Source organism: Methylosinus sp. is20ea (genome assembly GCF_059718135.1).
Map to the genome: position 1 here is coordinate 3,246,058 of NZ_AP046088.1, position 13,598 is coordinate 3,259,655.

Annotated in this window: 11 protein-coding genes; 6 read left to right on the top strand and 5 right to left on the bottom strand. The window is 66.1% G+C overall.

The annotated features are described in order from the left end of the window. Positions 1–67 precede the first annotated feature (67 nt). Both ligA and AC6IY7_RS15270 read left to right on the top strand, forming a co-directional pair. Positions 68–2,209, top strand: a complete 2,142-nt coding sequence (gene ligA, locus AC6IY7_RS15265; RefSeq protein ID WP_497780265.1) for an NAD-dependent DNA ligase LigA — start codon at positions 68–70, stop codon at positions 2,207–2,209. A gap of 265 nt (positions 2,210–2,474) precedes the next feature. Further along, positions 2,475–3,482, top strand: coding sequence for a methyltransferase (locus tag AC6IY7_RS15270; protein ID WP_497780266.1), 1,008 nt, complete (start codon positions 2,475–2,477; stop codon positions 3,480–3,482). Positions 3,483–3,649: 167 nt separating this feature from the next. Here AC6IY7_RS15270 and AC6IY7_RS15275 read toward each other — a convergent pair whose 3' ends face one another. Next, positions 3,650–4,552, bottom strand: a complete 903-nt coding sequence (locus AC6IY7_RS15275) for an invasion associated locus B family protein (RefSeq protein WP_497780267.1) — start codon at positions 4,550–4,552, stop codon at positions 3,650–3,652. Positions 4,553–4,676: 124 nt separating this feature from the next. Between AC6IY7_RS15275 and AC6IY7_RS15280 the strand changes: the two genes are divergently transcribed. Next, entirely contained in the window at positions 4,677–5,096 is a 420-nt protein-coding gene (locus AC6IY7_RS15280) for a hypothetical protein (RefSeq protein ID WP_497780268.1), read from the top strand. Here the strand turns inward: AC6IY7_RS15280 and AC6IY7_RS15285 are convergent. Continuing rightward, a complete protein-coding gene (locus tag AC6IY7_RS15285; RefSeq protein ID WP_497780269.1) occupies positions 5,091–6,596 on the bottom strand; it encodes a methyltransferase domain-containing protein in 1,506 nt (501 codons plus the stop codon). The genes AC6IY7_RS15280 and AC6IY7_RS15285 overlap by 6 nt on opposite strands. A gap of 223 nt (positions 6,597–6,819) precedes the next feature. After that, on the bottom strand, positions 6,820–7,593 hold the full coding sequence (gene ubiG / locus AC6IY7_RS15290) for a bifunctional 2-polyprenyl-6-hydroxyphenol methylase/3-demethylubiquinol 3-O-methyltransferase UbiG (protein WP_497780270.1): 774 nt from the start codon (positions 7,591–7,593) through the stop codon (positions 6,820–6,822). A gap of 332 nt (positions 7,594–7,925) precedes the next feature. Here ubiG and AC6IY7_RS15295 point away from each other — a divergent pair, with 332 nt between their 5' ends. After that, positions 7,926–9,158 carry an aspartate kinase gene (locus tag AC6IY7_RS15295; RefSeq protein ID WP_497780271.1) on the top strand — a complete coding sequence of 411 codons (1,233 nt, stop codon included), beginning with the start codon at positions 7,926–7,928 and terminating at the stop codon, positions 9,156–9,158. A 76-nt stretch (positions 9,159–9,234) separates the two neighbouring features. Continuing rightward, entirely contained in the window at positions 9,235–9,645 is a 411-nt protein-coding gene (locus AC6IY7_RS15300; RefSeq protein ID WP_497780272.1) for a DUF2267 domain-containing protein, read from the top strand. Between the two features lie 139 nt (positions 9,646–9,784). On the opposite strand, the gene murJ is transcribed toward AC6IY7_RS15300, so the two are convergent. Together murJ and AC6IY7_RS15310 are read right to left on the bottom strand one after the other, a co-directional pair. Beyond that, the gene (gene murJ / locus AC6IY7_RS15305; protein ID WP_497780273.1) at positions 9,785–11,332 is read right to left on the bottom strand and encodes a murein biosynthesis integral membrane protein MurJ; all 1,548 of its coding nucleotides are present in this window, start codon (positions 11,330–11,332) and stop codon (positions 9,785–9,787) included. Between the two features lie 316 nt (positions 11,333–11,648). Continuing rightward, positions 11,649–12,608, bottom strand: a complete 960-nt coding sequence (locus AC6IY7_RS15310; RefSeq protein ID WP_497780274.1) for a glycosyltransferase family 2 protein — start codon at positions 12,606–12,608, stop codon at positions 11,649–11,651. Between the two features lie 122 nt (positions 12,609–12,730). Between AC6IY7_RS15310 and AC6IY7_RS15315 the strand changes: the two genes are divergently transcribed. Beyond that, on the top strand, positions 12,731–13,585 hold the full coding sequence (locus AC6IY7_RS15315; RefSeq protein WP_497780275.1) for a ChbG/HpnK family deacetylase: 855 nt from the start codon (positions 12,731–12,733) through the stop codon (positions 13,583–13,585). Positions 13,586–13,598: the final 13 nt, after the last annotated feature.

The window sequence follows — 13,598 nt, forward strand, 5'->3', positions numbered from 1 at the left end:
TGCGGGGCCACCTTCTCCCACGAGTGGGAGAAGGGGCGCGCGCTGGTTTTCAAGTTCGGAAGTCATCATGAGCGCTGATGATGGTCGCCCCTCGGGCAAACGCGCCGAGAGAAAGCCCACGCCGATCGAAGATCTCTCGCCGCGGCGGGCGAAGCTCGAATATTCGCGGCTCGCGGAAGAGCTCGCCGGATATGACCGCCGCTATTATCAGGAAGACTCCCCCGCGGTCAGCGACGCCGAATATGACGCGCTGCGCCAGCGCTATGAGGCTTTGGAAAAAGCCTTTCCCGAGCTTTCCTCCGACGTCTCGCTGACCAAGAAGGTCGGCGCCGCGCCGGCGGAGAAATTCGCGAAAATAAAACATGTCGTGCCGATGCTCTCGCTCGGCAACGTCTTCGCGGAGGAGGAGGTCCATGAATTCGTCGCGCGCGTGCGGCGCTTTCTCGGCTTCTCGGACGAGGCGCCGCTCTTCTTCACCGCCGAGCCGAAAATCGACGGCCTCTCCTGCTCGCTGCGCTATGAGAAAGGCGCGCTCGTCTATGCCGCGACACGCGGCGACGGCTATGAGGGCGAGGACATCACCGCCAATATCCGCACGCTCGAGGAAATCCCGCAGCGCCTGCGCGGCGAAGTGTGGCCGGATGTGCTGGAGGCGCGCGGCGAGGTCTATATGCGGCGCGAGGATTTCTTCGCGCTCAATGAAAGGCAGGCGGCGGCGAATAAGCCGCTCTTCGCCAATCCGCGCAATTCCGCTGCGGGGTCGCTGCGCCAGCTCGATCCCAATGTGACGGCGAGCCGGCCGCTGCGCTTCTTCGCCTATAGCTGGGGCGAAGTGAGCGTCATGCCCGCCGACACGCAATATGGCATGGTGCAGGCGATGGCGACCTTCGGCCTGCCGACCAATCCGCTGACGAAGATCTGCGCCGGCGCCGAGGAGATGCTCGCGCATTTCCGCGACATAGAAGCGCGCCGCGCGACGCTCGGCTATGATATCGACGGCGTCGTCTACAAGGTGGACAATATCGGCCTGCAAATTCGTCTCGGCTTTGTCTCGCGCGCGCCGCGCTGGGCGGTGGCGCATAAATTTCCTGCCGAGCAGGCGAAGACCATCGTGCGCGGCATAGACATAAATGTCGGCCGCACCGGCGCGCTGACGCCGATCGCGCGGCTGGAGCCGGTGACGGTCGGCGGCGTCGTCGTCTCCAACGCCACGCTGCACAATGAGGACGAGATCGCGCGCAAGGATATTCGCGTCGGCGACACAGTCGTCGTGCAGCGCGCCGGCGACGTCATCCCGCAGATCGTCGAGGTCGTTCTCGACAAGCGGCCGGAGGGGACGAAGCCTTATGAGTTCCCGAATGTGTGCCCGGCGTGTGGCTCGGCCGCAGTGCGCGAGATCGACGAGAAGACCGGCGAGGCGGATGTCGTGCGCCGCTGCACCGGCTCGCTGGTTTGTCCGGCGCAAGGCATCGAGCGCTTGAAGCATTTCGCCTCGCGCAACGCCATGGACATAGAGGGGCTCGGCGACAAGCAGATCGAGGCTTTCTTCGAGGAAGGGCTCATTCGCACGGCTTCCGAAATTTTCACGCTGGCCGAACGAAACAGAGCGAGCCTGACCAAGCTCGAGAACCGCGAGGGCTATGGCGAGACCTCGGTGCGCAATCTCTTCGCGGCGATCGACGCGCGGCGCAGCGTGCCGATCAATCGCTTTCTGTTCGCGCTCGGCATTCGCCATGTCGGCGAGACCAACGCCAAGCGCCTCGCGCGGCATTTCGCCGATTTCGCGAGCCTGCGCGACACTGCGCGCGAGGCCGCGCCGGGCAGCGAAGCGCGCGAGCGCATCGAATCGATCGAAGGCATTGGCGGCGTCGTCGCCGAGGCGCTCTATGATTTTTTCGCCGAGAAACACAATGAGGACGAGATCGACGCGCTTCTCGCGCATGTGACGCTCGAGCCCATGCCACAGATCGAGAGCGCGTCGCCCGTCGCCGGCAAGACGGTGGTGTTCACCGGCGCGCTGGAGCGGCTGACGCGCGATGAGGCCAAGGCGCAGGCCGAACGTTTCGGCGCGAAGATATCGGGCTCCGTGTCGAAGAAGACCGATCTCGTCGTGGCGGGGCCGGGGGCGGGATCGAAGCTGGCGAAGGCCAAGGAGCTCGGCGTCGAGGTCATCAGCGAAGAGGAATGGTTTACGCGAACGGGGCAGTGACGCCTTGGTGAAAGTCGACCGGCGTGTCGCGAAATGGTAAGACGAGCCGCTATTTTGAATACAAGGGCGCATCACCTTCTCCCACTCGTGGGAGAAGGTGGCCTCGCGAAGCGAGGTCGGATGAGGGCGGCCGCGGTTCGTCGCATAAATGTTCAAATTCGCCGCGACGGGTCGGCCCCTCATCCGACCCGGCTGCGCCGGGCCACCTTCTCCCGCAAGCGGGAGAAGGATGCGCGCGGCGAGATTCTCGTTTGTGAGGACAAAGATGAGCGAACTCTCCCCGGAAAAAATCCTCGGTCTCGGATTCGCCTTTTGGAATTCGAAAGCCTTGCTCTCGGCCGTCGAGCTCGGCCTCTTCACCGTGCTGGCGGAAGGACCCGCGGATGCGCAGACGCTGCGCGCCCGCCTCGGCCTGCACGAGCGCTCGGCGCTCGACTTCTTCGACGCGCTGGTGGCGCTCGGAATGCTCGAGCGCGAGAACGGCCTCTATCGCAACACGGCGGAGACGGACCTCTTCCTCGATCGCGCCAAGCCGAGCTATGTCGGGCAAATATTGGAGATGTCCAATCTGCGCTTGTTCTCTAGCTGGAATCGCCTCACCGAGGCGTTGCGCACAGGCGCGGCGCAGAGCGAGAACGCCGCCGACGGGGATTTCTTCGGCGCTCTCTACGCCGATCCGGAAAAGCTGCGCGGCTTCCTCACCGCGATGAGCGGCATCAGCGCCGGGCCGGCGCAGGCGATCGCCGCGAAATTCCCGTGGACGGACTACAAGACTTTCGTCGATGTCGGCGCGGCGCAGGGCATGGTCCCGGCGACCGTCGCGCGCGCGCATCCGCATCTTTCCGGCGGCGGTTTCGATCTGCCGCAGGTGCAGCCGATCTTCGATGATTTCATCGCGCAGAACGGGCTCACCGATCGGCTGCGCTTCTATCCGGGCGATTTCTTCGCTGATGATCTGCCCAAGGTCGATGTCATCGTCATGGGGCATATCCTGCACGACTGGGACCTCGCGCAGAAACGTATTCTCCTCGCCAAGGCCTATGCGGCGTTGCCGAAGGGCGGGGCGCTCATCGTCTATGAGGCGCTGATCGACGACGAGCGCAAGACCAACGCATTCGGCCTGCTGATGAGCCTCAATATGCTGATCGAGACGCCCGGCGGCTTCGATTACACCGGCGCGGATTGCCAGGGCTGGATGCGCGAGGCCGGCTTCTCGCAAACGCGCGTCGAGCATTTGCTCGGGCCGGATTCGATGGTCGTCGGCGTGAAGTGAGGCGCGCGATTCTCGTGGCGCACGCCCCCTCCCTCAACCTTCCCCGCTGACGCGGGAGAGTGGAGCGGCAAACGCGACGCGAGCTTTGAATTAAGCGCGCAACCTACCCCTCTCCCGCAAAGCGGGGGAGGGTTGGGGAGGGGGCGCTCAAACAACGACGCTCGCCTCTACGGGCATTCCTTCTGCACGCGGCCGAGCGCGTCGGAGAGGCCCTTCAGCGAATAGCTGTCGGTCGTCACATTGCCCTTGGCGGAGGGCGCCTTGATGACGAGCTTCGAGCCGCTCTTCAGCGCCTCGACGAATTCCTTCTCCTTCGCCGGATTCTTCACCCAGGCGTTGGCGCCTTTGGTCACGAGCTCGAAATTGTCGCCGTCTATGTCGGCGCTGGCGGCGCCGCCGTCCTTGGCCGCGAAGCCCAGAATAATCGCCACCTCGTTGCGCACGCCCTCGGCCGGCCGCGTCGAGATGAAGACATAGGCCTTATCGCGTTGCAGCTTCGCCGGCTGGCGGTCCTTCGGCTCGGCGAGCGTATAGCAGGTCTTGTCCTTGCCCTGCCCATGCGCGGTCATGGCGTTCCAATCGCCATAGGAGCCGATGGCGGTCGGCGTCTTGGCGACGGCCTTCTCCTTTTCCGCGGGCTTTTCCTTCTCGGCGGGCTTGTCCTTTTCGGCGCGTTTGTCCTTGCCCGCCTTGCTCTGAGCGTCCTTGCCGCCTTTGTCCTTGGCGGCCTTGCCGTTCTTGTCCTTGACGCTCTTTTGCTCCGGCTCGCCGGAGTCCTCAGCATCGGTGGGCTTCTTGGCTTCTGTGGTCTTCTTGGCGTCCGCTGGCTTCTTGGCTTCTGCGGTCTTTTTCGCGTCCGCGGGCTTTTTCGAAGCCTCGGGCTTTTTCGCTTCGCCGGGCTTGGCGGCCTCTGTCTTCTTCGCGTCCGGCTTGGCGGGCTTCTTCTTGTCGACCTTGGCGTCGGCGGCCGCATCCTCGGCCGCCGGCTTTTCTTTCGCGGGGGCCGGCGCCGCGACAGTGAGGCCGAGGCCGGCGGCGAGAAGGAGGGGAAGGAAAGCTGGGCGAATCATAGGGCCGAGTTTATCGTCCGAGCCTGTGGCGAACCAGTGGCGGAGACGCGTCCGATGGTCGCCGCAGTGGAATGTTTCCTGCTTGGCGCGGGCGCGCGAAAAATGCGCGCGAGACGGGGTTTCCATGGCCAGACGGCACATTCTCTATATCGAGCGCGGCAAATTGCCGGACCGCGCCGCTCATCAAAAGGCGATCGACGCGACCAAGATCGGCGTCGCGCTGGATCACGACTACGTCCCCTTCGCCGTCGAGGGCTATCTGCCCTGCACATTCGACGGCGAGGATGCGGGTTTCGACATACGTTTCTCGGAGCGCGATCCCGCCGCGGCGCTGTCGCCGGAGCTGGCCGCGGCGATCGGCGGCCGCGATGCGCAGCTCGCCGTCAAATGGTCGAGCGATCCCCGCGAGAAGATCGCGGCGCTGGCCTTCAGCGCCGCGCTCGCCAAGGATTTCGACGCGATCGCCCATGATCCCGACAAGGACAAGATCATCGCCGCCGACGCGCTGCTGAAGCAGGCGAAGGCGGCGCTCGACGAATTATAGAGTTTCGCGCCGCCGCAGCAGGACCAGCCGGCCGTCGACCGGCCGGTTGGCCTCGATGCGGATCATCGTCGCCTGCGAGACGAGCGGGACAAAGTCCTTTTCCCACAGTTTTTCGACATAGGCCGGGTCATGCGCGAAGCGGCCCGAGGCGCCGAGCGCATAATCGGCTCCGGCGCAGGTCTCGAAGCTGAGCGCGAAGACGCCGCCAGGGGCGAGCCGGGCGGCCGCTCCGGCGAAGAGCGCCGTGAGGTCGCCGAGATAGATGACCATGTCCAGCGCGACGACGAGATCGAAACGCTCGTCCGAGCCGGCCAGGAACGCCTCGACATCCTCCTCGATCAGCCGCGCATAGATTTGGCGCTCGCGCGCCTTTTCGAGCATGCGGGGGGAAAGATCGACGCCGACGATCTCCTCGCCGAAGGCGGCGAGCATTGTCGCGGCGAGGCCCGTGCCGCATCCGAGGTCGAGGATGCGCGGGAAGGCGCGTCCGGTCGCGGCCAGCAGCGGCTGCAATGTCTGCGGCAGCCGGTAGCCCAGCGTCTCTACGAGATGGCGGTCGAAGTCCGGCGCATATTTGTCGAAGCAGGCGGCGATATAGGCGCGCGGGGCGCGCTCATATGTGCGGCCGCGCAGGGCGTCGAGATGGAAGGGGATGGTCGCGTCGTCCGGCGCCTCGCGCAGCAGCGCCTCGCCGAGGCGAATCGCCGCCTCCTCGTGGCCGAAGCCGCAGAGCGCCTGGAAGATGGAGCGGCCGATGCGCTCGTCGCTCTCCGCATGGACGCCGGCGGCGCGTCGATAGGCCGCGAAGGCCTCGTCGGGCGAGGCCTCGAGGGCGGTCTCCACGGAAGCGGCGAGCGCATATTTGCGGATGATGGCCGCTTCCTCGGGCAGCGCCGCGGCGGCGGGCTCGAAGGCGGCGCGCGCGGCGGCGAATTCGCCGATCAGAAACAGCGTCTGGCCGTAGCAGGCGTAGAGCCCGGCGGTGGCGGCGCCGCGCTCCAGCGCGGCGCGCAATAGCGCGACCGCCTCGTCATAGCGCCGGCTCTCGAGGCAGATGAGGCCGAGCCCGGTCGCCGCCTCGGCGGAGGCGGGGTCGAGGTCGAGCGCCGCGAGATAGGCGTGCTCGGCGGTGGCGATCTCGCCGATCTCGTTGCAGAGGCTGGCGACGGTGAGCCAGACCTGGACCCGGCTCGCATCGCGCTCGATCGAGGCGATGAAACATTGCAGCGCGTCGGCCTTGCGGCCGTCGAGCCAGAGCACAGCGCCGAGATCGGCGAGAAGGGCGGCGTCGTCCGGCGTCAGCGAGGCGGCTGTCGTCAGCGCGGCGACCGCGCCGGTCACATCGCCCTCCTGCCAGAGGCCGAGGCCGAGATAGCGCAGCGCTTTGACCGGGGACTCGCCCGCGTCGATCATCGCGGCGAAACGTGGAAAGCGCGCGCGCCAGACGGCGAGTGTGTCGACGAGGTCCGGCGGCGATGGAGGCGAAATATGCAGACTCATGCGGCTATGCTCCCGAAACAAACGGGACATATTCTGTCGCGCCGAGCTGTCGTCAGGCTTGCCTAGCCGCCCACGTCGATGAAAGCGAAGATGTTCGCGCCCCCTCCCCAACCCTCCCCCGCTTTGCGAGAGAGGGGGCAGATGCGGTGCTTCATCGAGGTTTCGCGAAACGTCGCCGTCTCCCTTTCCTGCGTAGCGGGGAGGGTGAGGGAGGAGGCAACCGTCAGCCGTTCTTTTTCGCCGCCATCATGTAATTCACATCGGTGTCGTGGCTCTTGCGCCAGCTGCGCGTGAGCGGCTGGAAGCTCATGCCGGCGCGATCGATCTCGCGCAGTCCGGCGCGGCGCAGCCAGGCGGCCAATTCGTCGGGACGCACGAATTTGTCATGGTCATGCGTGCCGCGCGGAACCCAGCCGAGCACATATTCCGCGCCGACAATCGCCAGCGCATAGCTCTTCAGCGTGCGGTCGATGGTGGCCAGGAAGAGCAGTCCGCCGGGTTCCACCAGCGAGCCGAGCGTGGCGACAAAGGCGCTCTGTCCCTCGACATGCTCCAGCACCTCCATGGCGACGACGATATCGAAGCGCGCGCCTTCCTCAGCGAGCGCCTCGGCGGTGCTGTTGCGATAGGCGATGTCGAGGCCGGAGCGCTCCGCATGGCGGCGCGCCACTTCTATATTATTGGGCGCGGGATCGACGGCCGTGACCTTTGCGCCGAGCTCGGCCAGCGATTCGCTCAATATGCCGCCGCCGCAGCCGATGTCGACGAGCCGCAGCCCCTCGAGCGGTTGCGCGTCATGGCGGTCGCGCGGCGCTCCGTCGAGGCGGAAATGCCGGCAGGCGAGATCGCGGATGTAATGGACCCGGACCGGATTGATCTCGTGCAGAATGCCCATCTTGCCCGAGGCGTCCCACCAGAGCTCGCCGAGCCGGTCGAAACGGTCGACGTCGGCGGGGTCGACGCTGGCGGAATGGGGGCGGTCATGATGCTGCGGCACGCGGGTCCTCTCTCATCGGCCTCTCAGGCGCTCGGCTCTTGCGAACCGCTCGCAGAAGGTTTCCTCATCCTGAGGAGCCCACGCAGTGGGCGTCTCGAAGGACGAGGAAACCGTCATCCCCCGCCTTCTGGAGCCCTCGTGCTTTAAAGACGCGCCTTTCAGGCGCTCCTCGGCATGAGGGGGTAGCGGGGTTTCGGTTCGCCTAGAGTCCAGTCCCCGCCGCGGCGTTGACACCGGCGGCGGGGGCGTCACATATACGCCCGCTTTTGGTCGGATGCGAGCGGCCATCCGGCTCGCCCGAGCCGGGCCCGTGTTTCCAATCTAGGTCGGTCATGGCTCGTCTGGTGATGAAATTCGGCGGCACCTCGGTCGCCAATGTGGAGCGCATCCGTAATGTCGCGCTCCATGTGAAGCGCGAGGTGGAGGCTGGATATAAGGTCGCCGTCGTGGTCTCGGCCATGTCCGGCAAGACCAATGAGCTGGTCGCCTGGTGCAAGGACGCCGCCGCTCTGCACGATCAGCGCGAATATGACGCTGTCGTCGCCTCCGGCGAGCAGGTGACCGCCGGCTTGCTCGCCATCGCCTTGCAGAATATCGGCCTGTCCGCGCGCTCCTGGCTCGGCTGGCAAATCCCGATCCTCACCAGCGACGCCCATGGCTCGGCGCGCATCCAATCTATCGACGGCTCTGCTTTGCGCGCCGGCTTCGATCGCGGCGAGGTCGCCGTCATCGCCGGCTTCCAGGGAATTCACCAGCCGAGCGGCCGCATCACCACGCTCGGCCGTGGCGGCTCGGACACCAGCGCCGTCGCCGTCGCCGCGGCGATAGAGGCGGATCGCTGCGACATCTATACGGACGTCGACGGCGTCTACACCACCGATCCGCGCGTCGTGCCCAAGGCGCGGCGCATGGAGCGCATCGCCTTCGAGGAGATGCTGGAGATGGCCTCGCTCGGCGCCAAGGTGCTGCAGGTGCGCTCGGTGGAGGTGGCCATGGTGCATGGGGTCCGCACCTTCGTCCGCTCGTCCTTCGACGATCCGGCCCGTCCCAACAGCGGCACGCTGATCTGCAAAGAGGAGGATATTGTGGAAGCCCAGGTCGTGACAGGCATCGCCTTCTCGCGCGACGAGGCGCAGATCACGCTTCGGCGCGTCGCCGACAAGCCGGGCGTCGCGGCGGCCGTCTTCGTGCCGCTGGCCGAGGCCGGCGTGAATGTCGACATGATCGTGCAGGTCGCCTCGGAAGACACGTCGACCGACATGACCTTCACCGTGCCGGCCGCCGAATATGAGCGCTGCGTCGCCATATTGGAGCAGGCCAGACCCTCGATCGGCTACGCCGGGCTGACGGGCGCCAAGGATGTCGCCAAGGTCTCGGCGATCGGCATCGGCATGCGCAGCCATGCCGGCGTCGCGGCCCGCGCCTTCAAGGCGCTCGCCGACAAGGGCGTGAATATTCGCGCCATCACCACATCGGAGATCAAATTCTCCGTGCTGATCGACGCCGCCTATACGGAGCTCGCCGTGCGCACGCTGCACTCGCTCTATGGCCTCGACGCCGAGTAAGACGAGGCCGGCTGCGAATTTGTCGCAATCGCCGCATAATTGTCGAGACCGAGCCTTTTTCGAAGAGGAGTCGAGCATGGAAGAATTGATCGCCCGCATTTCCGCAGCGCTGGGCGTCGAGCCCGAGACGGCGAGGCTCGCCGCCGGCCATGTGCTCGGCTTTTTCCGCAAGGAGTTCCCGGACGGTCCGGCGGCCGAGCTCATCGCCAAGCTGCCCGGCTCCGAGGAGGCGATCGCCGCCGCCGAGGCGGCTCCGGCGGCCGATGGCGGGCTGCTCGGCGGCTTGCTGGGCGGGCTCGGCGGCCTCGTCGGCGGCTCCAAGGGCGATCTGATGGCGCTCGCCGGACGGCTCTCCAGCGTCGGCCTCTCCATGGATCAGAGTCAGGCGCTCGCCAAGGAGTTCTTCGCCCATGCCGAGGGGCTGGTCGGCAAGGAGAAGCTGAAGGAAATCACCGATTCGGTGCCGGGTCTCTCGCAGTTTTTGTGAGTTTGCGCGGTCCCGTCGGCCCCCTCCCTCACCATCCCCCGCTGCGCGGGAGAGGGACGCGGCCGGCGTTTCTCGAAATCTCGATAGAGGGCGGAGTCTCTCTCCCGCGCAGCGGGGGAGGGTTGGGGAGGGGGCGCGCTCAGCGCGACGAAGGCGCGGAGCGTCGCAGCTGCGACAGGCGCAGGCCGAAAGCGCGCAGGCAGACGGCGAGAACGCTCCCATAGACGAGCGCTCCCGACGCGCCGAGCAGCAGCAGCGCGGCGATGTCGCGCAATGGCCCGAGGCGCCCAGCCAGCGCCATCGCCGGCCCATAGCCATAGATGGCCGTCGCCAGCAGGGGCGCGCTGGCGCAGAGGCTCGCGATCGAGACGCGCAGAAATGTCTCGTCGAAGCGCATCGCCCCGCGATGCAGAGCGAGACCGATCAAAGCCGCGAGATTGATCCAGAGGCCGACCGAGGTCGCCGTCGCGAGGCCCGGCGCGCCCATGGGCTCATAGAGCGCGATCTTCAGCCCGACATTCACGACGACAGCGCCGAGCGCCACATACATCGGCGTCTTGGTGTCGCCATGCGCCTGAAAGCTCGCGCGCGCCGAGGCGATCAGCACCAGCGCCATCAACCCGCCGCCATAGGCCGCGAGCACATCGGCGGCGGCCACGGCGTCGGCATGGGTGAAGGCGCCGCGCTCGAAGACGCCGCTCATGATGAGCTCGGGGATGGTCACAAAGGCGATGAAGAAAGGCGCGGCCAGCGCCACCGTCAGCGCCATCACGCGATTTTGCGCCGCATGGGCGCCGTCCTCGTCGCCGGCGGCGATGCGGCGGCTCATCTCCGGCAGCAGCACTGTGCCGGCGGCGAGGCCGATGACGCCATTGGGCAGCTGATAGATGCGATCGGCGTAATTGATCGAGGAGACGCCGCCATCCGGCAGCATGGATGCAATGATCGTATCGGCGAAAATGGCGATCTGCCCGCTTGCCGAGCCAATTACCGCGGGCCCCAGCATCAGGAAGAATTCACGCACGCGATTCCAATGCGGCCGCGCGAGCCCTTCCATCACGCCGATCATGCGGGCGTTGGCCATCAGCAGAGCGAGCTGCAGCACGCCGGAGATGGTCACGCCCCAGGCCGCCGCATAGGCCGCGCTCGGAAAGAGAAACGAGAGGGCGAGCGCCGCCATTACGGTGAGGTTCAGCAAATTTGGCGCGAAGGCCGGCGCTGCGAAACGGCCGTTGGCGTTGAGCGTGCCCTGATGCAGCGTGACCAGAGTCATGCAGAGCAGATAGGGAAAGGTGATGCGCGTCAGCGAAACGGTGAGCTCGAATTTCTCTGGCCGATCGTCGAAGCCCGGCGCGAGCAGGCCGACGAATTGCGGCATGAAGGCGTAGGCGAGAATGAGCAGCGCGATCTGCGAGGCGAGCAGCAGGGTGAACACTTCGCTCGAGAATTCTTTGGCGGACTCTTTGCCCTGTTGCTCGAGCGTTTTGGAGTAGCAGGGCACATAGGCTGCGTTGAAGGCGCCCTCGCCGAAAATGGCGCGAAAGTGATTAGGCAGGCGAGAAGCGACGAGATAGGCGTCGGCGGCGCTGCCCGCGCCGAGGATCGCGGCGAGCATCACGCTCTGCAGGAATCCCGTGATGCGCGAGAGCAGGGTGAAGCCGCTGACGGAGAGGAGATTGCGGATCATCGGCGGCGGGGCCCGCGATACACACTCCCCTCGAGGACTATTGGATTCAGACATCGCGAGACGCTATGGCCGTCATGGCCGGGCTTGTCCCGGCCATCCACGCCAAGCAGCTGAGAAACCGAAGGAAAGCGCCGGCTATCGACGGATTCATCCCACGGTGGGCGCCGCCGGAGCTTCGGCGTCACGCCAAACTTCTCGAGACGCCTCGGCGTCCTGGCGTGGATGGCCGGGACAAGCCCGGCCATGACGTCGCGGGGGCGAGAATGTGTGCATTCAATAGCCCTCGAGGGGGAGGTGGGGCGCGCGTGCTGGATCGTCATTGTTCTTCCACTCCCACCCGCTCGGCGACGAGATAGAGCGGACGTCCTTTCACCTCGGCGAAAATGAGCGCGATATACTCTCCGAGCACGCCGAGCGAGAACAGCTGCATTCCGCCGAGAAAGGCGATGGAGACGATCAGCGAGGCGTAGCCGGGGACATCCACGCCATAGAACACCGTGCGCCAGAAATAATAGGCCGCCATGGCGAGCGCGAAGGTGGAGACGATGATCCCCACCACCGCCCAGACCTTCAACGGCACGGAGGAGAAGGACATGAGCCCGTCGAGCGCGAAGCGGATGAGCTTGGCGTAATTGAATTTGGAGCGGCCGGAGGCGCGCTCCTCCACCTCGAAGGGCACGCCGATCGATTTGAAGCCGATCCAGGCGAACAGCCCTTTGGAGAAGCGGGCCCGCTCGCGCATGCGCGAGAGCGCGTCGATCGCCTGACGATCGAGCAGGCGGAAATCGCCGGCGCCGCGCGGCAGCGGCGTCTCGCCGAAACGATCGAACAGGCCGTAGAAGAGATTGGCGAAGAGGGTGCGCAGCAGCGGCTCGCCGGCGCGGTCGCGGCGCACGCCATAGACGTTTTTATAGCCCTCGCGCCATTTGACGATGAATTCGGCGATCGTCTCCGGCGGATGCTGCAGATCGGCGTCCATCAGCGCCACGGCCGCGCCGCGGGAGTGATCCAGCGCGGCGGCGATGGCGATCTCCTTGCCGAAATTGCGGCTGAAGGAGACCGCTTTGACGCGCGCATCCTCGGCGTGCAATTCGCGCAATCCCGCGAGCGTCGCGTCCGAGGAGCCGTCGTCGACGAAGACGATCTCGAAAGAGGCGGCGGAGCGCTCCAGCACGGGCTTCAGCCTAGCGACGAGCGGGCGAAGATTGGCCGCCTCATTGAAGACAGGGATGGCTACGGATATCTCCGGAGGCGGATTTTCGGCTTTATCGTCCATCGCTCGCCTTATAGGTTCGAACCGGGCAAGACCTAGGCGGGCGCGCGAAAATGCGCAAGCGCGCCGAGGGGCGGACGAAGTAGAGCGTCAAAAAGACTCTATGGCGAGGAAGGGAACGAAGAATGGCGGCGCAATGTTCGATCGCGCTCTGCGCGGACGATTACGGGCTCTCTATGGGCGTCAGCCTCGGCATTCTCGAGGCGCTGGACGCCGGGCGCCTCTCGGCGGTCTCGGCGCTGACCAATGCCGAGCGCTGGCCGGCCATGGGCCGAGAGCTGGCGCGCCGCCGCCACGACGCCGATATCGGCGTCCATTTCAATCTGACGCTCGGGCGCCCGCTCACCAATATGCCGAAATTCGCGCCGGGCGGGGTGTTTCCGCCGCTGCGCGAGGTGATTCGCGCCGCCATGCGCGGCAGACTGCCGATGGAGGAGATCCGCGCCGAGGTCGATCGCCAGATCGACCGCTTCTATGCGGTGATGGGCCGCGCGCCGGATCATCTCGACGGGCATCAGCATGTCCACGCGCTGCCGGGCGTGCGCACCGCTCTCTTCGACGCGCTGGAGAAGCGCGGACTGCAGGGCGAGAAGCTCTGGCTGCGCGACGCCGGCGATCGGATGCATCGCATCTTCATTCGCGGCTCCGACCTCCGCAAGGCGCTGGCCGTCCGCGCCATCGGCCGCGGCTATCGCAGCGAGGCGCTCGCTCGGGGCTTTCTGCTCAACGAGGGCTTCGCCGGCTTTTCCGACTTCGATCCGGAGAGCGATTACGCCGCCCAATTCGAATCCTATCTGCGCGCGCCGGGCGAGCGCCATCTCGTCATGTGCCATCCCGGCCGCGTCGACGAGGATTTGCGCGCGCAAGACCCCGTGACGGTGACGCGCGAGCAGGAGCTCGCCTTTCTCCTCTCGTCGCGTTTCGAGGAGGTGATGACCAACCGCAGCGCCGCGCTCGCACGCCTGAGACGCGAGGTGTGACGCCTGCGCGTAG